We start from the raw sequence: 22,758 nt of genomic DNA, 5'->3' as shown, positions 1-22,758 counted from the left end.
CATCAACTTGTGCCTTTTTACAGGAGTGCCGCCCATGATCCGTCTTCCCCTGACTCGTGCTCCCTTCAAAAAATTGGCAGCGGTATCCATAGCTGCCCTGACCCTGATCAGCGCGGGCGCTCAGGCCAGGGTGATGCTGGGGCCGGTCAGGCCCCTGATTGTGGCGGCCGAACCGCTGGCGGCGCAGGCGGGCATGGATGTGCTGAAACGCGGCGGCACGGCTGCCGATGCCGCCGTAGCGGTGCAGGCCATGCTGGCCCTGATCGAGCCGCAAAGTTCCAGCCTGTCGGGCGGGGCCTTCATGCTCTATTATGACGCCAAGACCGGCGAGCTGACCGATTATAATGGCCGCGAAGTAGCCCCCGCAGCGGCGCAGCCTGATATGTTCATGAAGGACGCGACGACACCGATGACCTTCAAGGAGGCGGTGCTTTCGGGGCGTTCGACGGGCGTGCCGGGCGCGATCTTCATGCTCGATCAGGCGCAGAAGGATCACGGCAAGCTGGCCTGGAACACGCTGTTCGGCGCAGCGGAGGCGCAGGCTGAAAACGGCTTCGTCATCACGCCGCGCATCGACAGGGATCTGCATACCGAAGACGGGGCCTATCCCGAACGCGATGCGCCCGATGTGCTGGCCTATTTCAGCGACGGCAAGGGCGGGCTGTTGAAAACCGGCGACATCAAGAAAAACCCCGACTATGCCGACAGCCTGAAGGCCATCGCCGCCCAGCGTTCCGACGCGCTGCGATATGGCCGGATCGCCCAGGACATCGTCAACAAGACGCATCAGGCACCGATCCCCGGTTCGATGACCACGGACGACATTGCCAACTATAAGGTGATCGCCACCACGGCCAGGCCTTACGTGCAAACCGATGATTATCATGGCAAGCCCCTGTGCGTGCCCTATCATCAGTATATTGTCTGCGCCAATAACACACCTTCGGGCGGGCCCGCCCTGTTGCAGGGCCTGCGCATCGCCGAAAACCTGCCGCTGGCTAAATATGGCGCGCATGATCCGCGCGGCTGGGCGGCCCTGATCGAGGTCGAACGCCTGATGTATGCCGACCGCGACCGCTATGAAGGCGATACGCCGCTCTTTGCCAAACAGATCAACGGTTATCTCAACTCCAACTACACCATGTCGCGCGCCGCCACGGTCAGGGTCGGCACGCCCTCACCCACACCGCAGCCCGGCCAGTTGCCGTTTTTCGCGCCCAGGCCGGGGCCTGACGCGACCATCGAACCGGGCGGCACCACCCATTATGTGATCCGCGACACATGGGGTAATGTGGTCAGCATGACGACGACGGTGGAAAGCCTGTTCGGTTCGGGGCGCATGGTGGACGGCTTCTTCCTCAACAACCAACTCACTGACTTTTCCTTCACCCCCAGACTGCCGGACGGCCAGCCGGTCGCCAATGCGGTGGCCGGGGGCAAGCATCCGCGTTCGTCGATGGCGCCTGTCATCGTGTTCGACCAGAAGGGCCATGTGGTGGCGGCGGTCGGATCGCCGGGGGGGCTTTCCATCATCGCTTACGATCTCAAGACCCTGATCGGCGTGCTCGATTGGGGCCTGTCCATGCAGCAGGCCATCGACCTGCCCAATGTGATCGCCAAGGGCGACATGATCCGCGTCGAAAAGGCGCGCATGGAACCGGCAGTTTGGGATGGGCTGACCAGGATGGGCTATCATCTGACGGCGGTTTCCGGCGAGGAATCGGGCCTCAACGGCTTTTTCATTCGCAAGGACGGCAGCTATGACGGCGGCACCGATCCGCACCGCGAAGGCGTGGTGCTGAAGGGAAAGTAAGGTCGGACAGCAAGGTTAGTTTAGGCCACGAAAAGCACGAAAGGCACGAAAAGGAGGCCGGAACGCGATCCGGCGTCAGCCAAAAGTGCGTCATATTTTCGGGATGCGCTCTGAAGAAGGCCCCTCACCCGGTCGCCTTCGCTGCGCTTGGCGCCCGTCCTCTCCCCGCTACGCAGGGAGAGGGAAAGAAAGCAATTCCAGGTCAGGTCATCTTGCTCTGATTTTGTGTCTTTCGTGCTTTTCGTGGTTAAAAACTTCGTCTTTTCAGGTGACTGAAGCCTACGAAATCGCCACGGCCTTGCAGCCCTGCTCTTCGAGCAGGTCGATCAGTTCGACGAAGGCATCCATCGGGGCGGTGCCGAAATCGACATTGAGGCCGTCGCGGTCGAGCGTCAGCGCGTGGATATTGCCGGAAAAGCGCGTATCGGGATCAAAGCGCTGTTCGTCGGGATCGAACCACGTCTCGAACCACGGGGCCAGGGCTTCGGGGGCCACATGGCCGCCCTGGCCGATGGATATGGTCATGTCGTGCCAGGCCAGGCGCGTAACGGCGATCTCCATCGCGCCGAACGACACCTCCAGCGGATCGAAGCTGATCTCCTCATCGGGCGCCAGCTCGACGACATGGCCGCCATCTTCTTCGGAGGCATAGTCGGCGCAATAGATATGGCCGAAGATTTCGCTGTCTTCCGACAGTTCGAACTTCACCTCTGGCGCGCCGCCGATATGGCTGGCGTTTTGCTGGTCGATAAACGCGGCAAACTGGGAGATATAGCTATCGCGGACGAGCAGGAGCAGTTCACCAAATTCCAAGGCTGGCTTATCCTTTCAGCGGCAGGCGTATTTCAAAGGTGGTGCCCTCAGGCCCGGTCTGGACAAGACGGACATCGCCATCATGCAACTGGGCCAGTTCGCGCGAAATGGCAAGGCCAAGGCCTGATCCGCCGGGCGTACTCGACGAGGTAAAGGGCTGGAACAGCTTTTCACGCAGCTTTTCGGGGATGCCGGGGCCATTATCGGCAACGATCAGCACCACATCCTGCGCCGTCTTGATGGCGGTGAGCGTGACCCGACCGCGCAACCGTCGATTGGGCTGCAATTCGATGGCCTGACGGGCATTGCGCATCAGATTGACCAGAAGCCGGTGCAGTTGTTCGGGATCGGCCTCAAGGAAAAAGCCTTTCGGCACGCGCGTCGAAAAGCGCACGCTTTCGCCCGCCTGCGCGCTAAGCCCTAAGCCCGCATCCTCGGCGGCAGCGTCGGCCAGTTCGCGCAGGCGCACGATCTGGATATGCGGGGCCCGTTCATCCGACTTGCCGTAGGTCAGGACGTTCTGCGCCAGAGACAGGGCGCGGTCGAGCGCGCGCTCCAGACGCGGCAGGGCCTTGGCCACGGTCGGGTCGCCCGACGTAGCCAGCCGGTCAGACGCCATCTGGGCGGCGGTCAGCATATTGCGCAGGTCGTGGTTGATTTTGGACACGGCCTGACCGAGGGCGGCCAGACGGGCGCGTGAGCGCAGGGCCTGACGCACCTGCTCCTGCATCGAGGCCATTTCCTGTTCGATCTGGCCGATCTCATCGCGGCGGCTGGAACGGTGCGGCGCGGCCGAGGCATCTTCGGGATTGGTTTTGAAGGCCTGTATATTCTTGGTCAGGCGGCGGATCGGCCGCACGATAAAGGCCGACAGCGCCGCGAAAACCAGAATACCGGCGGCCAGCGAAATACTGATCGACATGCGCAACATACCGAGCAGGCTCGACTTCAGATAGGTTTTGAGCGGCTCGGCGCGCACCACGATCTCGATTTCCTGACCGGAACGCAGGCGCGGGCGGGCCGCCAGATGGATCAGGCGGTCGGGCTTGCCCATCAGGGTTTGCCAGGGCGCCCACATATAGGCGAGGTCATGGCGCATGTTTTTGTGCGAATCGCGCAAGTCCAGCACCTGATCGGGAATGTCGAGATTGGGCAGAGGATTGAGCATATAGTAGCGGTCATTGCTTTGCAGGCGCAGATAGAGCACGCCTGCGCTGCGCAAAAGCTGGAACGAGGTGGCGCGCGACACGCTGTTGGCGCGGGCCGTATCAACGGCCTGTGAGGCGATTTCCGCCGACCGCACCCGGTCGGTCAGCCAGTCTTCCTGATCGGCGGCGAGGCGCGGAATGATGATCATCACCTCGACGATCATCACGAAAACAAGGGTGAGGATCAGCAACTGGCCCGACAGGCTGAACAGGAAGTTGCGCGCGAATGTCAGGGCCGAGACGCCCCATTCCATCGAGGCCCCGGCCAGAAGCCCGAGGGTGCGCCTGAGGCGGCGGGCGTAAAAGCCTTCATAGAGTCGCCCACGGCGCGGCGCGGGGCCGCCCGGCCCCGTTGTCTTGTCTGGATATGTCTTGCCCGGATCGAACACTTATAGAGTCTCTGTATGCCGGTGATGGAGGTTATGCGCCTGTACTATAGCAGGTTTTCCTGTGAAAAGGGCGCGGAAAACGGCCGAAAGCCGCAAAAGCTTTGCAAGCCCGGTCAGGAAATCGCCATTTGTGATTGACAAGGCCGGATGTGTGAACTAATCACCCGCCTTCAAGTTTACGCAATTCCCGGTCGCCGGACAGTTTTCGCGCGGCCCGCCACTATCGGAGCCCCTGTCATGGGAACGAAACGCACCTATCAGCCGAGCCGTCTCGTGCGCAAGCGCCGCCACGGTTATCGCACGCGCATGGCCACCAAGAACGGCCAGAAGATCGTTGCGCGCCGCCGCGCCAAGGGCCGCAAGCGCCTGACCGCTTAAGGGCCGGGCCTTTGGCTCATTTGTGATTCAAAAAAGAGTCCCTATCTCGCATAGGGGCTCTTTTTGCTGTTGGGGCGATCATCTTTGGCGACAATTGCACATATCCGGGTTCGCGCCGATTTCGTGGCTGCCAGCAAGGCCTTATGGCAGGCGCGTCCCGGCGTGGTGGTGCAGGCGCGCTTACGCGAAAGCGCAACAGAGATGCGAGCCGGTTTCACCGCCACAAAAAAAATCGGCAATGCCGTGGCGCGCAACCGCGCCAAACGCCGCCTGCGCGAGGCTGCCCGCCTGATTTTGCCGCAGATGGGCAAGCCCGGTCACGACTATGTTTTCGTGGCGCGCGCTGCCACCGGTCATTGCGACTGGCAGGCTTTACTTGACGATGTTAAAGCCGCCCTGATAAGGCTCGACGCCAAAGGCGCGGCCCGTTCCAAAAACCCGGCGGGCCCAGCGTCCCCGTCCCTTCCCGACCGCCTCCAGGATAAAGCCGTTCGATGAACAACACCGACGACAACAAGAACATGATCTATTTCCTGATCGCCAGCATGATCCTGCTGGCGGTTTACCAGTTCTTCATTCTGGGGCCACAGCAGAAGAAGCACATGGCCGCTGAACAGGCCGCCGCGGCATCCTCGTCGCTGTCGGCCAGCGCTATCGCCGCCGGTCTGCCGGTGGCCGGGCAGGCCACGGCCCTGACGCGCGCACAGGCGCTGGCCCAGTCGCCGCGCGTTCAGATCGACACGCCTTCGCTGAAAGGCTCGATCGCGCTGAAGGGCGCTTTGATCGATGATCTCTACCTCGCCAAATATCATGATACGGTCGATCCGAAATCACCGATGGTGGAACTGCTGAGCCCGGCGGGCGCACCGCACGCCTATTATGTGCAGTCGGGCTTCAACGGGCAAAACTTAAGCGGTATGCCCGACGCCAATACGCTGTGGACCGTGGCTTCGGGCCAGGTCCTGTCGGTCGGCCATCCCGTCGTGCTGACCTATGATAATGGCGCGGGCCTGACATTCACGCGCACGCTCAGCATTGACGCCAACTATATGATCACCGAACAGGATCAGGTGACCAACCGCGCTGCCACCCCGGCCACGCTGGCGGCCTATGCGCTGGTGATGCGTCATGATGTGGAGTTCAATGGCCCCGGCCATTCGCCCTATGTGCATGAAGGCACGATCGCCACCTATTCGAAGACGAATGGCACCAAAACCAGCTACGTCACACGCTCGTTCAAATATAAGGCCCTGGCCAAGCCTAATAATGACAAGTTTCTGGCCAAGGAGCCTTCGGTGGGCGGCTGGTTCGCCATCACCGACAAATACTGGATGGCGGCGGTGATCCCGGCGCAAAATCAGGCCGTCTCCTTCACCACCAAGGCCGACATCATTGATGGCAAGCCGGTCTATACGGCGGGCTATGTCGATGCGCCGGTGACGATTGCGCCCGGCAAGAGCTGGACCACGACCTCGCAGGTCTTTGCCGGGGCCAAGCTGAACAAGGAACTGCTGGCCTATCAGAAGAACCTGCATATCCCGCGCTTCGATTTCGCCATCGACTGGGGCACCCTGTTCATCATCACCTATCCCGTCTATTGGCTGCTCGAAAAATTCTACCTGCTCACCGGCAATTTCGGCATCGCCATCCTGCTGCTGACCGTGGTGGTCAAGCTCGTCTTCTATCCGCTGGCGCACCGTTCCTACGTGTCGATGATGAAGATGAAGCACGTCCAGCAGCATCTGAAACCCAAGCTCGACGCCATCAAGCAGCGCTTCCCTGACGACGCCCAGAAGCAGCAGGAAGCCACCATGCAGCTCTATCAGGAAGAGAAGGTCAATCCGATGGCTGGCCTGACGGGCTGCCTGCCGATGCTGCTGCAACTGCCGGTCTTCTGGTCGCTGTATAAGGTGCTGCAACTGGCCATCGACATGCGCCACGCGCCTTTCTTTGGCTGGATTCACGATCTGTCCGCACCCGACACCACCTCCATCGTCAATCTGTTCGGCCTCCTGCCCTTCGATCCGGCCCATGTGCCGCTGATCGGCACCTTCCTGGCCGGCCCCCTGCATGTCGGCATCATCGCCATCATCTATGGCGCCTCGATGTGGCTGAGCCAGCAGATGACGCCGATGGCCGGGGTCGATCCGATGCAGAAGAAGATGATGGCCTTCATGCCGCTCATGCTGACCTTCTTCATGGCGCAGGTCGCGGTGGGCCTGATCATCTACTGGATCTGGTCGAACATCCTGACCATGTTGCAGCAATATACGATCATGCGTCGCTTAGGCGTCGAGAATATCATCGACGACACCCTGGCGAAGCTGACGAAGAAAAAAGCGGCGTGACCGCCCCCCTGTACAGCGAAGAGACGCTTGAGACCGCGCGGGTTTTGTTCGCCCGCCCGGTGTCCTTCGTCATGGGCGCGGCGGCGGTGGCGCAACTGCCGCCCGACGACCTGCCCGAAGTGGCCTTTGCCGGACGCTCGAATGTCGGCAAGTCGTCGCTGATCAACGCCTTGGTCAACCAGAAGCATCTGGCGCGCGCCTCCAACGAACCGGGGCGGACGCGCGAACTCAACTTCTTCCTGCTCAATGACGCCCTGCACATGGTCGATCTGCCCGGCTATGGCTGGGCCAAGGCATCCAAGGTGACGGTCAAGAAGTTCCAGAATCTGGGCCGCGACTATTTGCGCGGCCGTTCGGGACTGAAGCGCGCCTATCTGCTGATCGATGCGCGCCACGGGCTGAAAACGGTCGATACCGAACCGATGGACGCGCTCGACAAGGCCGCCGTCAGCTATCAGATCGTGCTGACCAAGGCCGACAAGATCAAGCCGGCCGAGCTGGCTCAGGTGATCGAGGCCACACAAGGCGCGATTAAAAAGCGTCCGGCGGCCCACCCAGTCGTGCTGGCCACCTCGGCGGAAACGGGCCTTGGCATCCCCGAACTGCGCGCCGAAATCATGACGGCCTGCGCGGTGGAATTGTAAGGCAGCTACCTTCCGTCTCGACGCGCTTCGCTTGCTCTTCACGCAAAAACACATGACAGGCCGCCCCTGATCCTGTAAGGCGCGGCGATAGTTTCCGGAACGCCGCATATGATCATCCAGACTGAAATCGACTCCTCAGAAGAACGGGGCTGGGCCACCGCCAAACAACTGGCCGAGGCCCTGCCCTATATCCAGATCTATGACCGCGAGATCGTGACGATCAAATATGGCGGCCATGCGATGGGCGAGGCCGAAACGGCCAGGGTGTTCGCGTCCGACATCGTTTTGCTGAAGCTGCTCGGCATTTCGCCGGTGGTGGTGCATGGCGGCGGGCCGCAGATTTCGGCCATGCTCAGCCGCGCCGGGGTGAAATCGACTTTTATCGACGGCCTGCGCGTCACCGACGACGCGACCATGGAAATCGCCGAAATGGTGTTGTCGGGCGCGGTCAATAAGGAGATCGCCAACTGGATCACCCAGGCCGGACGTGAAGCCGATGTGCGCGGCGTTGGTCTGTCGGGCAAGGACGCCGGTCTGATCACGGTCGAAAAGGCGACGCGCGTCAAAAAAGACCCTGATTCGATGATCGAGCAGGTGGTCGATCTCGGTTTCGTCGGCGAACCCAAACATGTCGATGACAAGCTGATCCGCACCCTGATCGACGATCCGAACCACGATTATGTGCCGGTGATCGCGCCCATTGGCGTGTCGGAAGACGGCCACACCTACAATATCAATGCCGATACGGTGGCGGGCGCCGTGGCCGGCAAGCTCAATGCCAAGCGCATGTTGCTGCTGACCGATATTGCCGGTGTGCTCGATGAAAACAAGAATCTGATCCGCCAGATGAGCATATCCGAGGCACGCAGCCTGATCGAGTCCGGCGTGGCCAATGGCGGCATGATCCCCAAGCTGGAGACCGCCATCATGGCTATCGAAGCGGGGGTCGAGGCCGTGGTCATTCTCGATGGCCGCCGCCCGCACGCCATGCTGGTCGAACTGTTCACCGCCCACGGCGCGGGCACCTTGATCACGGCAGACTAGAGCGGTTTGCATTCTGATGGAATCGGTCAAAGGCATGCAACCCGCTCTACATTTTACGTTTTTCCGCATCTCGCATTCAATTTGTAAGTCAAATTAAACGCTCGTTGCTCTAGATTTTATCCACAGATGCACACAGATAATCTTTGTCGGCTTCACGCGACCGCTATCGTTTGAGCAAGCCATAGCTTACTGGCGCGAAGCGCTTTTAAGGCAGGCTCTTTCAGCCCAGATAGCGGTAGCGTGCCGTTGGTTTGAATATCTGTGTGCATCTGTGGATCAGCTTTTCTCTCTCTACGTCGGCAGGAGCCCCTACAAACAAGCCATGATAGTGCCTGAAGCTCTCGCCCACGTCAGCACCTGGATTTTCGATCTCGACCAGACGCTTTATCCCGCCGAGGCCGAGGTGATGGCGCTGATCGAGGGCCAGATGACCACCTTTGTAGCGCGCGAAACCGGCCTGCCGCCCGCCGAAGCCCACGCCCTGCAAAAGCGTTATTTGAGCGAACACGGCACGACTTTGGCCGGACTGATGGCTCATCACAACATCGATCCTTACGCCTTTCTCAACGAGGTGCATGATGTGTCGCTCGACAAACTGCACCCCGATCCGGCCCTGAACGCCCTGATCGGCGATCTGCCGGGCCGCAAGGTCGTGTTCACCAATGGCGACGAACGCCACGCCACGCGCATTCTCGACAAGCTGGAGATGGACGGCCTGTTTGACGGGGTTTTCCATCTCGAACACGCCCGGTTCATCCCCAAACCCAACCTCGTCACCTTTGAGCGCATGATGGCGGCGCATGATGTGACGGCCACCCAGGCCGCCTTCTTTGAGGACAGCCCGAAAAACCTCAAACCCGCTTTTGAACTGGGCATGAAGACGATTCTGGTCGGGCCGAAAGCCATCGGCAATGAAGACGCTTTCGTCGATTTCCGCAGCCCCGACCTGAAGACCTTTCTGGCGGATACCAAAAATATTTGAACTTAGTTCAAATAAGTCTTGACGAAATCAATAACATGAACCATGTTCATTGAACGAGGTTCATGGAGGTTCCTGTCATGTTAAAATCACTTCTGATCGCCGTCATCTGCACGGCCAGCCTGACCACTATCGCTCACGCGCAGGATAGTGTCGGCAATGTTTCCAAAGCTATCGGCGATTCGGCCGTCTCCACTGCCGAACTGTCCGAGGCAGGCGTCAAGGTAGTGGCGGGTGCCGTGGCCCTGCCCTTCGTGGCGGTGGGCACGGTGAGCGAAAGCGCAGGTCGCACAATACGCCGTGCCGGTGATGATGTGTGGCGCGCCGCCAATAGTCCGCTGGAGATTTCGTCGGAAACGGTGACGGCCCAACCCGCGCCGCAAGTGCCCTATGACCGGAGCGATGCGCAGCGCGCACACCGCGACATGGACGGACAGCGGTGATCCGCGTAATGGCTATGGTGCTGGTGGCCCTGCTGCTGGCCACGCCCGCCATCGCCGAACCGGTGGCTCGCACGCCGCATCCGGTCGCCGATTCCGGCGGTGAATCGACCTTGGGTGGCGCAGCGCCCAAGGTGCATTTTACTGCCCCCGAAGCCGCCGTCTTCGCCAAGCAGGTGGAGCGTGATCTGGCAGCCAAAGACGCCCGCGTCGCCATTGTTTTCCGCAGCGGTCGGGCGCGCAGCAAACTACCGGCAGGCATCGCCTATACCCATGCCGCCTTCTGGGTTTATAGCGACATCAAGGGTGCGGATGGCCAGGCCTATAAGGGGTATGCGGTCTATAATCTCTATGAAGGCGATGGCGCATCCCTGCCTGCTGACCAGTCGTATCTGGCGCAGGATTATCCGCTCGACTTCATGATGGCCAATCAGGTCGATGACGTAGCGGTGATCATCCCCTCGTCGGAAATGCAGGCGCGCCTGTTGGCCCTGATCGGTTCGCCCGCCTATGAACGCCTGCATGTACCCGCCTATTCGCTGGTGTCCAATCCGTTCGACGCGCGCTATCAGAACTGCACCGAATTTGTGCTGGATGTGGTCAGCGCCGCCGCCTGGGACACGCATGACCCGGCGCAGATTCGCGCCGATCTGCGCGCCTGGTTCAAACCGACCGTGATCCACGCCAATCCGCTGGTGCGCGCCTTCGGCCCTATGTTCCAACCCGGCCTCAAAATGGACGATCAGCCCGGCCCGGTCGAGACGGCCACCTATGAAAGCATCGCCGCCTTCATGCAGCAAAACCACCTGATCGCCACGACCTATGTGCTGAAGGATAATTAAAACTTGATCGGCGGCGTCAGCGCTTCTATGGCAACGGCGAACCCCCACGCCAGCAAAGAGTGTCCGCCATGTCCGATCTCGCCGCCTTCAAGGAAGATATAGACGCCGCCTGGGAGGCCCGCGATACGTTGTCGCCCGCCTATACCGGCCCCTACCGCGAAGCTATCGAAAAGGTGCTGGGCCTGCTCGATAATGGCCGCTTCCGCGTGGCTGAAAAGAAGAATGGCACTTGGGTGACGCATGACTGGCTGAAAAAGGCCGTCCTGCTGTCCTTCCGTCTGGCTCCCAACAGCCTGATGCACACGGGTCGCGGCCTGTTTGAACAGGCGCCGCTGGGACCCTATTGGGACAAGGTGCCCAACAAGTTCGCCCGCTGGAACGACAAGGACTTCACCGAGGCCGGTTTCCGCGCCGTACCGGGCGCCATTGTGCGCGCCGGGGCCTATATCGCCAAAAACGTCGTGCTGATGCCATCCTTCGTCAATATCGGCGCCTATGTCGATGAAGGCACAATGGTCGATGGCTGGTCCACCGTCGGCTCCTGCGCCCAGATCGGCAAGAATGTGCATCTGTCGGGCGGCGTCGGCATTGGCGGCGTGCTGGAACCGCTACAGGCCAGCCCGACCATTATCGAGGACGACTGCTTTATCGGCGCGCGTTCGGAAGTGGCCGAGGGCGTGATCGTCGAGCAGGGTTCGGTGCTGTCGATGGGGGTTTATCTGTCGGCCTCGACCAAGATCATCAACCGCGCCACGGGCGAAATCTTCCGTGGCCGCGTGCCCGCCTACAGCGTGGTCGTGCCGGGCTCCCTGCCCGATCCGAAGGGCGGGCCGTCGCTCTATTGCGCCGTCATCGTCAAGACGGTGGATGCCCAGACCCGCGCCAAAACCGGCATTAACGACCTTTTACGCGATTAATTTTCAGCCAACCTCTTGACCCGGAGCGCACATTCGGTCAAAAGCGCGCTCCGGGCCGGGAACGGCCCTTAGGCTGCATATGGTCCCTTCGTCTATCGGTTAGGACGTCAGATTTTCATTCTGAAAAGAGCGGTTCGATTCCGCTAGGGACTGCCAGCCCCATACCTCCCCTCTTGCCATTAATGTGAACCGCCATGCGGTTGCATCCTGCCTGCCTCGAGGGCTAGGTTTGCGGTATGAACCTGCTTGCCATGCTGAACGATTACAACTGGCCGCATCTGGCGGAACGCGCCGTGATGGGGCTGATCGTCATTGCCCTGGCCTTTGTGGGGGCGCGTGTGGCCTCGCACCTGTTCCAGCGCGCCAGGGCGCGGGCCAGAACCGTTTCGGCCTCCATCTATGTCTTTGAAAAACTGGTTTCCTACGGGCTGATCCTGCTCGGCTTCATGCTGGCCCTATCGGTCAGCGGCATCAATATCACCTCGCTGGCCGTCTTTGCCGGTGCCTTGGGCGTCGGCGTCGGTCTGGGCTTGCAGGGCATCGTCAAGGAGTTCGTGTCGGGGCTGGTGATCATCTTCGACCCGCATCTCGACATCGGCGACTTCATCCAGATCGATGAAGCACGACGCGGCGAGATCATGGAGATCGGCCCGCGCGCCACGCGGCTGCGTACCAATGACGGCATGAGCATCGTCATCCCCAATTCGGCCCTGATCGAAAATCAGGTCATCAACTGGACGTTTAAGGGCGCGACACGGCGTATCCATGTGCCATTCGGGGTGGCTTACGGCGTCGATAAGGCTAAGGTACGCGAATGCGTGCTGCAAGCGGCGCGTGGCGTCTCCTTCACCCTGCCCGACACCGATCAGCGCCGCACCCAGGTCTGGCTGACCGGCTTTGGCGATAATTCGCTCAATTTCGAACTGGTGGTGTGGCCAACGCCGGAATCGGTGCGCCGTCCAGCCTCATTGATGGCGGCCTATAACTGGGCTATCGAAGACGCCCTGCGCGCCGAGGGGATCGAAATTCCGTTCCCGCAACGCGATCTGCATGTGCGCAGCCTGTTTGGCCTGACCGAAGAGGATGCGCTGAAAAGCCTCGGCCTGAAATCCAGCCAGACCAAAAAGCCGGAAGCCATCCTGCCCTCCACCAACGACGCCGCCCGCGATCTGCACACCGAACTGCCGCCAGAAGAAACGGAACTCAAGAAGGTCTAGATGGTTAGTCCCGGCATTTGATGGTACGATTTTATCACCATCGATGAGGGATTCGCTATGGGACAGATTTTACACGGGAGCGCCACAACGACAGAGGCAATCCGTCGAGCAATACAAGATAGTCAAGAGAGTGTGAGGGTTCTGGCCAAGCGGCATGGGATTAACCCGAAGACAGTGGCCAAGTGGAAGAAACGGACCGCTGTTGCTGATCTGCCGACCGGTCCGAAAGCGCCTAAATCGACCGTTCTGACGATAGAGGAGGAGGCGATCATCGTCGCTTTCCGGCGGCACACGCTTTTGCCGCTGGATGATTGCCTTTATGCCTTGCAGGCCACGATCCCCAACCTGACGCGCTCAAGCCTGCATCGCTGCCTGCATCGCCACGGTATATCCCGCCTACCTGATATCGAAGGCGACAAGCCGACGAAGAAGAAGTTCAAGTCTTATCCGATAGGCTATTTCCATATCGACATTGCCGAGGTGCAAACCGCCGAAGGCAAGCTCTATCTCTTTGTGGCCATCGACCGAACCTCAAAGTTCGCCTACGTCGAACTGCATGAAAAGGCGGGCAAGATGGCTGCCGCACAGTTCCTGCGTAACCTGATCGCAAGCCTTCCGTATGCCATACATACCGTGCTCACCGACAACGGCATCCAGTTCACCAATCACGAACGCCATATCCATGCCTTTGAGCATATCTTCGACCGTGTCTGCCGCGAGCACGACATCGACCACAGGCTGACAAAAATCAAACACCCGTGGACCAATGGCCAGGTTGAGCGGATGAACCGAACCATCAAGGAAGCGACCGTCAAACGCTACCATTATGACGGCCACGACCAGTTCAGGCAGCACCTGACGGACTTCATCAATGCCTATAATTTCGCCAAGCGACTCAAAACCCTCAAGGGCCTCACACCCTACGAATTTGTCGTCAAACAATGGACAATCGAGCCGGATAAATTCAAACTAAATCCAACCCATCAAATGCCGGGACTAAACATCTAGACCTTTCTATCCTCCCCTGATTTCAGGGGAGGGGGACCGCGTAGCGGTGGTGGGGTTATTTCAGCGCCTGCAATCTTTCCATGGCCAATCGAAAAATTCCATCTGCTACATCCTCTGGTTCGGCGATCACATCTGCCGCAGGAATACGCATAATTTCAAAACCATGCTGCCGGAGAAACCGATCTCTTTCTTCGTCACGATGTGGGGCATTTCCCATATTGTGGCACCACCCATCGATTTCGATGACGAGTTTGATTTTCGCGCAATAAAAATCGAAAACATAACGATCAAAGGGGTATTGCCGCCGGAACACGGGACCATTTGGATGGCGCACCTTGATGCGTCCCCATATGAGTCTTTCCGGATAGGTCATTTCACGACGTAATTTGCGCGCGAAAGACAGTTGCGGCTGCTGAACCATTCCGGAGCTTAACACGATTTCAGCGGATTTTAACCCCACCACCGCTTCGCGGTTCCCCTCCCCTGAAATCAGGGGAGGATAGTAAAAGCGCCCCTCCGTTGCCGGAGAGGCGCTGGGGCTTGCCCCTAGAGCAACGAGCGTTTAATTTGACTTACAAATTGAATGCGAGATGCGGAAAAACGTAAAATCTAGAGCGGTTTGCATGCCTTTGACCGATTCAATCAGAATGCAGACCGCTCTAGTTCACTGTCGGCTTGCCGATGGTTAAGCCTTCGCCGTCGAAGCCGACATGGATCACCTCACCATCGACGAAGCGCCCCGCTAGGATTTCGCGGGCAATGCCGTCGATCAGCAGCTTCTGGATCACGCGCTTCAAAGGCCGCGCGCCATAGGCCGGGTCATAGCCCTTTTCGGCCAGGAAGTTCAAAGCCGCATCATCGATGCTCAACGTCATTTCACGGTCGGCCAGCAGCTTTTCCAGCCCTTTGAGCTGAATCCGCACAATGTCGTGCATGTGGGCCTGATCAAGCCGCTGGAACAGGATGATCTCGTCGATCCGGTTGAGAAATTCCGGCCGGAAATGCTTGCGCACCACGGCCAGAACCAGCGGCCTGACCGCCTCAACATCCGTGCCCGGCTCCATATTGACCAATATGTCCGAACCGAGATTGGAGGTCATGACGATCAGCGTATTGCGAAAATCGACCACGCGGCCCTGCCCGTCGGTCAGACGGCCATCATCCAGCACCTGCAACAGGATGTTGAAGACATCGGGGTGCGCCTTTTCAACCTCATCGAACAGCACCACCTGATAGGGCCTGCGTCGCACGGCCTCGGTCAGCGCCCCACCCTCGTCGTAACCGACATAGCCCGGAGGCGCACCGATCATGCGCGAAACGGAGTGTTTTTCCATATATTCCGACATATCGAGCCGGGTGATCGCCGTCTCGTCGTCGAACAGGAACTCGGCCAAAGCCTTGTTCAGCTCGGTCTTGCCGACGCCCGTGGGGCCTAAGAACAGAAACGAGCCAATCGGGCGGTTTGGGTCTTTCAGACCGGCGCGGGCGCGGCGCACGGCGTCGGACACGGCTTCGAGCGCCTCGTCCTGACCGACCACGCGCTTGCGCAATTCGTCCTCCATGCGCAGCAGCTTATCGCGCTCGCCTTCCAGCATCTTATCGACCGGAATACCGGTCCAGCGCGACACGACCTGGGCGATTTGCGCCGAATCGACCACTTCCGGCGTCAGGGCAGCGGCCTCCGTGGAGGCGGTTTCCGCCGCCGCTAACTGGCGTTCCAGACCGGGAATGATGCCGTACAGAATCTCCGACGCCTTTTGCAGATCGCCGGCGCGCTGCACATTGGCCAGTTCGATACGGGCGCGGTCGAGCGCTTCGCGGGCGCGGGCGGCGGAACCAACCTTGTCCTTCTCGGCCTTCCAGCGCTGCGTCAGTTCAAACGACTTGCTCTCAATCTCTTCCAGTTCGTCGGTCAGGCGTTCCAGCCGCGTGCGCGAACCGGCGTCGCTTTCCTTCATCAGGGCTTCGCGCTCGATCTTAAGCTGGACGATGCGGCGATCCAGTTCATCCAGCTCTTCTGGCTTGGAATCGACCGCCATGCGCACGCGCGACGCGGCCTCGTCGATCAGGTCAATGGCCTTGTCGGGCAGGAAACGATCCTGAATATAGCGGTTGGACAGGGTGGCGGCCGAGACTATAGCGCCATCGGAAATGCGCACCCCGTGGTGAACCTCGTACTTTTCCTTGAGGCCGCGCAGGATCGAGATCGTGTCCTCGACCGTCGGCTCGCTGACGAAAACCGGCTGGAAACGCCGCGCCAGGGCCGCGTCCTTTTCGACGTGCTTTCGGTATTCATCGAGCGTGGTGGCACCCACGCAATGCAGTTCGCCGCGCGCCAGAGCCGGCTTTAACAGGTTGGAAGCGTCCATCGCGCCGTCCGACTTGCCTGCCCCGACCAGGGTGTGCATTTCGTCGATAAACAGCACGATCTGGCCCTCGGCGGTCGTCACCTCGTTGAGCACAGCCTTCAGGCGCTCCTCGAACTCGCCGCGGTATTTGGCCCCGGCGATCAGGCTGCCCATATCGAGCGAAAACAGCTTCTTGTCCTTCAGGCTTTCGGGCACGTCGCCATTGACGATGCGCTGGGCCAGACCCTCGACGATGGCGGTCTTGCCGACGCCCGGTTCGCCGATCAGGACGGGATTATTCTTGGTGCGACGCGCCAGCACCTGAATCGTGCGGCGGATTTCTTCGTCGCGGCCAATGACCGGATCGATCTTGCCTTCGGCGGCGGCCTCGGTCAGGTCGCGGGCGTATTTTTTGAGCGCATCAAAGCCGTTTTCGGCGGTGGCGGAGTCGGCGGGCTTGCCCTTGCGGAATTCGGCTTGCGCTGCCTGCACCTGCTTGAGCGTGACGCCCGCCGCCTTCAGCGCCGCCGCGCCATCAGACGAATCGAGCGCGGCCAGCAGCAGTCGGTCAGCGGTGACGAAGGCATCACCTGCACTTTGCGCCTCGGCCTCGGCGGTATTGAACAGTTTAGCGGTGTCATTGTGCATATAGATCTGCGCGCCGCCGGTGACGGTCGGCAGCTTGCCAAGCGCCAGATTGACCGAGGCCGCGAAGGCATCGGCGCGGCCACCGGCCAGATTGATCAGCCGCGTGGCGATCGAATCCTTATCATCGACCAGCGCTTTCAGCACATGGACGGGCATGACATAGGCGTGGTTTGCGCCTTGCGCGAAGCTCTGCGCGCTTTGGATAAGCTTTTGGGTTTTTTCGGAATATTTTTCGATATTCATCTTGGTCTGTTCCCCTTGAAGGCGGATGTGGCAAGGTCAGCGTCCTTGGATAAGCGACGATGACGACCTCTGGGATATGATGTGACATTTCCACAACACAAGTGCCGCGCGACAAAATAACTATCCGCATCCCGGTTGCGGATCGGGACTGGCGCGGCGCATCTGAAATGCTTATAAGGGCCGGTATGGATTCCAAAATCTTTTTCCCCGCCGCCGGCCTTATTGCGCTCCTTCTGATTGCGTTCAGCCTCGTCTGGCCGCAGGGGATCGGCGCGCGCTCACCCGCCCCGTTCGGCCACGCGATTGAAATGCCCGACTATTACCGCATGGTGCGCGAACGCGACGCCCGTCAGCGCCAGGAAGCCATCCAGAAGGCGCAGGACGCCAAGGCCGATGCCGCCGCCAGCGCCGCCGCCGCTTCGGCCTCCGCCGAGGACGCCAAGCTTCAGTGAGCCGTTCGGCGCTCATTTTTGGTTATGGCTTCATCGGGGCCGCCTTTGCTGAACAGGCCCGCGCCGCAGGGTTTGCCATCAGCGCCACGGCGCGCACATCCGACAAGCGCGCCGCCCTGCAAGCCGCAGGGATCAGCGCCATCGATCCCGCTGACGAAACCGCCTTACGCACCGAAGCGATAAAGGCCGACGCCATCCTGATCACCCCCGCCCCGAATGATGACGGCTGCCCGGCCTTTGCATCTATCGGTCATGCCGCAGGCAGCCAGTGGATCGGCTATCTGTCCACCACCGGCGTCTATGGTGACCGTGACGGCGGCTGGGTCTTTGAAGATTTCGCCCGTTTGCCGACCTCAAAAGAAGGGGCAAGGCGGGTGCTGGCTGAAGACCAGTGGCTATCGAAGGACGCGCACATCTTCCGCCTGCCGGGGCTTTACGGCTCAGGACGCAATGTCATTGAGCGCCTGCGGGCGGGCACGGCGCGGCGCATCCACAAGCCCGGCCATGTGTTTTCACGCCTGCATCACGACGACTGCGCCACGGCCCTGCTGGCCAGCTTGCAGCGCCCCGAACCCGGCGGCATCTATAATTTGTGCGACGACGAACCGGCCCCTGGCGATGTGGTGCTGGACTATGCCGCCGCCCTGACCGGCCTGCCCCTGCCGCCACAGATCATATGGGACGACCCCGCCCTGTCCGGGCCGATGCAACGTTTTTACCGCGACAATAAGCGCGTGGCCAATGCCCGCGCCAAGGCGGTCCTGGGCTGGCGGCTCCAATACCCGACCTACCGTGAAGGCCTCATCTCCCTTATTTAAGACTTTGTTCAGCTTTCATTAGCTTCGCTGTATTATTCTGCAACCTGCGGCAGAAGGCCGACAGACGGCATTGGTAATCCGGGAATGAATTCCATCAATACCAATCTCAGCGCGATGGTGGCGCTGCAAAATCTGAACGCCATCAACGCCCAGTTGGCGGTGACGCAGAACCGTATCTCGACCGGACTGAAGGTGGCCAGTGCCAAGGACGATCCGTCAGCCTGGGCCATTGCGCAATATGAGCGCGGTCAGGTGTCGTCGCTCGACGCCGTCAAGGATTCGCTGTCACGCACCTCATCGGCGATTGATGTCGCCATGACGGCGGGCTCCACCCTTTCGGATCTGCTCAGCCAGTTGCGCGCCAAGGCGCTGGAAGCCAGCGACACCTCGATAGACACCACCAGCCGCACGGCGCTGAATGCCGACTTCATCGCCCTGCGCAACCAGATCAAGCTGACTATCCGCACGGCCGATTTCAACGGCATCAACCTGCTCGATGGATCACGCGCTTCGGTTTCGGCCCTGGCAGGCGCCAATGGCACCAGCCGCCTGACCATAGATGCGCAAGATATGTCGCTGGGCGGATCGATCATCACCCTGTCGGCGGCGGCGGCCCTGACCTCGGCGACCGCGGCGGCCAATCTGCTCGGCACACTCGACGCCTCGATCCAGCATGTATCGTCGGCCCTGTCGAACCTTGGCACGGGATCGAAAATGCTCGACACCCAGCAGAACCTGACCAGCCAGATGCAGGATACGCTGAACGGTGCGATCGGCAATCTGGTCGATGCCGACATGGCCCGGGAAAGCGCCAATCTGCAAGCGCTGCAGGTCAAACAGCAACTGGCGATTCAGGTGTTGTCGATCACCAACCAGTCGAGCGCCTGGCTGCTGAAACTGTTCCAGTAAACACCATTTGGCGGCTTGCCGTGACGGTAAAAAGGGTTAGGCTGCAAGCTGGTTTTGGGTCGGCTGATTTGGCCTGACCGCTCAAGGCGTTTTCATGCTGGCTTCCCGCACATTCCTGATCACGGGCGCATCGTCAGGGCTTGGCGAAGAGTTCGCCCGTCAGTATGCGCAGCAGGGCCACAATCTGGTGCTGGTGGCGCGCCGCCTCAACCGGCTGGAAGACCTGGCCCACGATCTGATCGACCGCCACAAGGTTCAGGTGACGTGTCTCGCCGCCGATCTTGCGCAGCGCGATCAGGTGCAGCAGATTTTGCACGAACTCAGCGCCCGGCATCTGGCGATCAACGGTCTGGTCAATAATGCCGGTTATTCGCTGGCCCATACGTTTCGCCACACATCCGCGCAGGCCCAGGTCGATTTTCTCGAAGTGTGCGTCACCGCGCCGACGCTTCTGGCCCACGAACTTTTGCCGCACATGCTGCAACAGGGCTGGGGCCGCATCATCAATGTGTCGTCGATGGTGGCGTTTTCACCGGGGGCGGCGGGCCATACCCTCTATCCGGCGGCCAAATCCTATATGCTGAAATTTTCGCGCTCATTAGCCGCCGAGGTGGCGGCGCGCGGTGTAAACGTCACCGCCCTTTGCCCCGGCACCACCGATTCGGAATTCCAGCAGGCCAATGGCATGACGAAGGTGCTGGGCAAAAAGCCTGCGCGTCTGTCGATGCACGTCACGCCCGTGGTCAGGGCCGCCATCCACGCCAATGAAGCAGGCCGCGAAGTGGTGATCACCGGTCTGCTCAACCAGATCGCCGTGGCCGCCATGACGCTGTTGCCCGATTTCCTTATCACGCCCCTGATCCGCTGGGGCGCCCGTAAATACCAGATGCCGGAGTAAACGATTGCCTGAAGCCGCCCTGCAAGCCGAAACCACCCATTATGACATTATCATCGTCGGCTCCGGTGCCGGTGGCGGCACGCTGGCCTATGCGCTGGCCCACACCGGCAAGAAAATCCTGATCCTTGAGCGCGGGCCGGTCTTGCCGGTCGAACCGCAGAACTGGGACGCCAAGGCGGTGTTCATCGACCAGCGCTACCGCACCAAGGAACAGTGGCTCGACAAGAAGGACAAGCCCTTCACCCCCAACACCAATTACTGGGAGGGCGGCAATACCACCTTTTATGGCGCGGCCCTGATGCGCATGAAGGTGCGCGATTTCGAGGCGGTGGAACATGCCGATGGCCTGTCACCGGCATGGCCCTTGTCCTACAGCGACTATGAACCCTGGTACACCAAGGCCGAAAAGCTGTGGCTGGTGCATGGCGAACGCCACATCGATCCGAATGACCTGCCCTCCGATCCGCCCTATCCCTATCCGCCGATCAGCGATGATCCCGGCGTGGTCAAGCTGAAAAAGCATTTCGAGGGGCTGGGCTGGCATCCCTCGCCCCTGCCGCTGGGCATCAACCGCGACGAGGCCCATCCGCAAAGCTCGAAATGTATCCGCTGCACCACCTGCGGCGGCTTTCCCTGCCTGCTCAAGGCCAAATCGGACGCGCGCACCATTGTGCTGGATCCGATCCGCGACCTGCCCAATGTCACCATCCTGACCGGTCATCTGGTGCAGCATTTTGAAACCTCAGGCGACGGCAAGACGGTGACTTCGGTGGTCACCAAGGGCGCCGATGGTCTGCTGTCCAGCTTCAAGGGCGACATCTTTGCGCTGGCGGCGGGGGCGGCCAATTCGGCCGCCGTGCTGCTGCGCTCGGTCAGCCACCACCATCCGAACGGACTGGCCAATGGTTCGGGTCTGGTGGGGCGCAACTATATGTTCCACACCACCTCGGCGGTGATTTCGATTCTGGCCGAAAAGTTCGATTCGACCTTCCCCAAGACGTTCGCCGTCAACGACTTCTATTTCGGTGAGCCGGACGGCAGCTATCCATACCCGATGGGTCAGATTCAGCTTCTCGAATATATGAACGGCCCGACTCTGGAAGGCCAGATCGCCGACATGATCCCGCCCGCCCTGGTGCCCGATTTCCTGGCCGACGACCTGGCGCGCCATATGGTGGCCTTCCTCACCATGAGCGAAGACCTGCCCAAGCTGGAAAACCGCATCACCCTGACCGAGGATGGCCAGATCAAGCTCAGTTACACGGCCAATAATCTCGAATCGCACCTGCGCCTGACCAAGCGGCTGGAAGCGGGGCTGAAAGGCTTTTCCTTGCGCCAGCACACGATTTTCGAGCCGCATTTCCAGATCGATTCCCTGCTGCCGCTGTACGGCACGGCGCACCAGTGCGGCACGATCCGCTTTGGCCGCGATCCCTCCACCAGCGTGCTGGATGTCAATTGCAAGGCGCATGAGCTGGATAATCTGTACGTCACCGACACCTCGTTCTTCGTGTCGGCCTCGGCGGTCAACCCCACCCTGACGACCGTGGCCAATGCCCTGAGGGTGGGCGAACACCTGATCGAACGGATGGGTTAGCGGATAAAGTCAAGCGATCTAAAATTCGCGCGCCATCCGACCCAATAGCTCCAGATCATTGGTGCGCGACAGGCGATGGTCGCCGTCCTTGATCAGCTCCAGACGCACATCGGGCGTGGTCAGGCTATCCAGCAGGCGCACGCCATGCTGCCACGGCACCACATCGTCCTTCATGCCATGCAGGATACGCACCGGCCCATCAAAGGCGATGGAGGCATTCAGCACCTCATGCTGCGCAGCATCGGCGAAAAACGCCTGCGATAGCGCCACGGGCCGGTCATAGCCGGGCAGGCTGTGCGCGCCCGACACCTCATATTGGCGGCGGTCTTCGGGGTTAAGCCCGGCCAGCATCAGTTTGGTGGCGAAATCGGGCGCAGGCGCCACGAAACCCGCCGCCTTCACCTTGCCGGGTCGCGCCTGCATCAGCAGACACAGCATGTGCGCACCCATGCTGGAACCGATCGCCGTCACCGGCCCTTCGGTCAGGGCATCGACGACGGCCAGCATATTATCGCGCCAGCGCCCCACTGAGGCCGCTGCGAAATCGCCGCCCGTCTCACCGTGGGCATAATAATCAAAGCACAGAAAGGCGCGGCCTTCGCGGCGACATTGTTCACTCAAATACGCGATTTTCGAGCCCCGCATATCGGACAGAAAACCGCCAAGCCAGAGCAGAAGCGGGCCATCACCCTTAAGGCGGCGATAGGCGATGCGGTCGCCATTGGGCGCATCAAGCCATTGCGGCTCTTGATTTAACAGATCGGTCATGGTCATTGCTTGCCATTGCTTTGGAGTCTGCGCAAGT

General features: G+C 60.4%; 22 protein-coding genes and 1 tRNA gene. 18 read left to right on the top strand and 5 right to left on the bottom strand.

The features are described from left to right. Positions 1–34 precede the first annotated feature (34 nt). A complete protein-coding gene (locus QB905_RS00730) occupies positions 35–1,813 on the top strand; it encodes a gamma-glutamyltransferase family protein (RefSeq protein ID WP_282972658.1) in 1,779 nt (592 codons plus the stop codon). 279 nt (positions 1,814–2,092) lie between these two features. On the opposite strand, the gene QB905_RS00725 is transcribed toward QB905_RS00730, so the two are convergent. Continuing rightward, positions 2,093–2,626: a hypothetical protein gene (locus QB905_RS00725; protein ID WP_282972657.1), complete on the bottom strand. Its 534-nt coding sequence runs from the start codon at positions 2,624–2,626 to the stop codon at positions 2,093–2,095. 7 nt (positions 2,627–2,633) lie between these two features. Then, positions 2,634–4,223 (bottom strand): sensor histidine kinase, encoded by a 1,590-nt coding sequence (locus QB905_RS00720; RefSeq protein WP_282972656.1) that lies wholly within the window; start codon positions 4,221–4,223, stop codon positions 2,634–2,636. A 237-nt stretch (positions 4,224–4,460) separates the two neighbouring features. Here QB905_RS00720 and rpmH point away from each other — a divergent pair, with 237 nt between their 5' ends. The 12 genes from rpmH (at position 4,461) to QB905_RS00660 (ending at position 14,040) form a co-directional block, all read left to right on the top strand. Next, positions 4,461–4,601 (top strand): 50S ribosomal protein L34, encoded by a 141-nt coding sequence (gene rpmH, locus QB905_RS00715; RefSeq protein WP_018080783.1) that lies wholly within the window; start codon positions 4,461–4,463, stop codon positions 4,599–4,601. Between the two features lie 66 nt (positions 4,602–4,667). Next, the gene (rnpA, locus tag QB905_RS00710) at positions 4,668–5,099 is read left to right on the top strand and encodes a ribonuclease P protein component (protein WP_461781791.1); all 432 of its coding nucleotides are present in this window, start codon (positions 4,668–4,670) and stop codon (positions 5,097–5,099) included. Continuing rightward, on the top strand, positions 5,096–6,949 hold the full coding sequence (yidC, locus tag QB905_RS00705) for a membrane protein insertase YidC (protein ID WP_282972654.1): 1,854 nt from the start codon (positions 5,096–5,098) through the stop codon (positions 6,947–6,949). Before rnpA ends, yidC begins: the two co-directional genes overlap by 4 nt. Then, positions 6,946–7,593 carry a ribosome biogenesis GTP-binding protein YihA/YsxC gene (gene yihA, locus QB905_RS00700; protein WP_282972653.1) on the top strand — a complete coding sequence of 216 codons (648 nt, stop codon included), beginning with the start codon at positions 6,946–6,948 and terminating at the stop codon, positions 7,591–7,593. The genes yidC and yihA overlap by 4 nt, the downstream gene beginning before the upstream one ends. Before the next feature lie 108 nt (positions 7,594–7,701). Further along, positions 7,702–8,637: an acetylglutamate kinase gene (gene argB / locus QB905_RS00695; protein WP_282972652.1), complete on the top strand. Its 936-nt coding sequence runs from the start codon at positions 7,702–7,704 to the stop codon at positions 8,635–8,637. A gap of 322 nt (positions 8,638–8,959) precedes the next feature. Beyond that, positions 8,960–9,619 (top strand): pyrimidine 5'-nucleotidase, encoded by a 660-nt coding sequence (locus QB905_RS00690; protein WP_282972651.1) that lies wholly within the window; start codon positions 8,960–8,962, stop codon positions 9,617–9,619. Positions 9,620–9,696: 77 nt separating this feature from the next. After that, positions 9,697–10,059 carry a hypothetical protein gene (locus QB905_RS00685; protein WP_282972650.1) on the top strand — a complete coding sequence of 121 codons (363 nt, stop codon included), beginning with the start codon at positions 9,697–9,699 and terminating at the stop codon, positions 10,057–10,059. Next, the gene (locus QB905_RS00680) at positions 10,056–10,898 is read left to right on the top strand and encodes a DUF2145 domain-containing protein (RefSeq protein ID WP_282972649.1); all 843 of its coding nucleotides are present in this window, start codon (positions 10,056–10,058) and stop codon (positions 10,896–10,898) included. Before QB905_RS00685 ends, QB905_RS00680 begins: the two co-directional genes overlap by 4 nt. 68 nt (positions 10,899–10,966) lie before the next feature. Continuing rightward, positions 10,967–11,815 carry a 2,3,4,5-tetrahydropyridine-2,6-dicarboxylate N-succinyltransferase gene (gene dapD, locus QB905_RS00675; protein WP_282972648.1) on the top strand — a complete coding sequence of 283 codons (849 nt, stop codon included), beginning with the start codon at positions 10,967–10,969 and terminating at the stop codon, positions 11,813–11,815. A gap of 81 nt (positions 11,816–11,896) precedes the next feature. Beyond that, positions 11,897–11,971 (top strand) — tRNA-Glu (locus QB905_RS00670). Between the two features lie 80 nt (positions 11,972–12,051). Beyond that, positions 12,052–13,032, top strand: a complete 981-nt coding sequence (locus QB905_RS00665) for a mechanosensitive ion channel family protein (protein WP_282972647.1) — start codon at positions 12,052–12,054, stop codon at positions 13,030–13,032. A gap of 57 nt (positions 13,033–13,089) precedes the next feature. Next, positions 13,090–14,040 carry an IS481 family transposase gene (locus QB905_RS00660; RefSeq protein WP_282972646.1) on the top strand — a complete coding sequence of 317 codons (951 nt, stop codon included), beginning with the start codon at positions 13,090–13,092 and terminating at the stop codon, positions 14,038–14,040. A gap of 55 nt (positions 14,041–14,095) precedes the next feature. On the opposite strand, the gene QB905_RS00655 is transcribed toward QB905_RS00660, so the two are convergent. Both QB905_RS00655 and clpB read right to left on the bottom strand, forming a co-directional pair. Further along, positions 14,096–14,461, bottom strand: a complete 366-nt coding sequence (locus tag QB905_RS00655) for an endonuclease domain-containing protein (protein WP_282972645.1) — start codon at positions 14,459–14,461, stop codon at positions 14,096–14,098. Positions 14,462–14,699: 238 nt separating this feature from the next. Continuing rightward, positions 14,700–17,279, bottom strand: coding sequence for an ATP-dependent chaperone ClpB (gene clpB, locus QB905_RS00650; protein ID WP_282972644.1), 2,580 nt, complete (start codon positions 17,277–17,279; stop codon positions 14,700–14,702). Between the two features lie 185 nt (positions 17,280–17,464). Between clpB and QB905_RS00645 the strand changes: the two genes are divergently transcribed. The 5 genes from QB905_RS00645 (at position 17,465) to QB905_RS00625 (ending at position 21,953) form a co-directional block, all read left to right on the top strand. Next, complete coding sequence (locus QB905_RS00645) at positions 17,465–17,731, top strand: hypothetical protein (protein WP_282972643.1); 267 nt, start codon at positions 17,465–17,467, stop codon at positions 17,729–17,731. After that, entirely contained in the window at positions 17,728–18,549 is an 822-nt protein-coding gene (locus QB905_RS00640) for a Rossmann-fold NAD(P)-binding domain-containing protein (RefSeq protein ID WP_282972642.1), read from the top strand. The genes QB905_RS00645 and QB905_RS00640 overlap by 4 nt, the downstream gene beginning before the upstream one ends. Positions 18,550–18,633: 84 nt before the next feature. After that, the gene (locus tag QB905_RS00635) at positions 18,634–19,458 is read left to right on the top strand and encodes a flagellin (RefSeq protein WP_282972641.1); all 825 of its coding nucleotides are present in this window, start codon (positions 18,634–18,636) and stop codon (positions 19,456–19,458) included. A gap of 94 nt (positions 19,459–19,552) precedes the next feature. Next, complete coding sequence (locus tag QB905_RS00630) at positions 19,553–20,356, top strand: SDR family NAD(P)-dependent oxidoreductase (RefSeq protein WP_282972640.1); 804 nt, start codon at positions 19,553–19,555, stop codon at positions 20,354–20,356. A 4-nt stretch (positions 20,357–20,360) separates the two neighbouring features. Then, positions 20,361–21,953 (top strand): GMC family oxidoreductase, encoded by a 1,593-nt coding sequence (locus QB905_RS00625; RefSeq protein WP_282972639.1) that lies wholly within the window; start codon positions 20,361–20,363, stop codon positions 21,951–21,953. Between the two features lie 18 nt (positions 21,954–21,971). On the opposite strand, the gene QB905_RS00620 is transcribed toward QB905_RS00625, so the two are convergent. After that, positions 21,972–22,721, bottom strand: coding sequence for an alpha/beta hydrolase (locus QB905_RS00620; RefSeq protein ID WP_282972638.1), 750 nt, complete (start codon positions 22,719–22,721; stop codon positions 21,972–21,974). Between the last annotated feature and the right edge of the window lie 37 nt (positions 22,722–22,758).

Origin of the sequence: Asticcacaulis sp. EMRT-3, from assembly GCF_030027245.1 — a bacterium.
In the GTDB taxonomy this organism is placed as follows: Bacteria; Pseudomonadota; Alphaproteobacteria; order Caulobacterales; family Caulobacteraceae; genus Asticcacaulis.
This window is presented reverse-complemented; position numbering and strand designations above follow the sequence as displayed.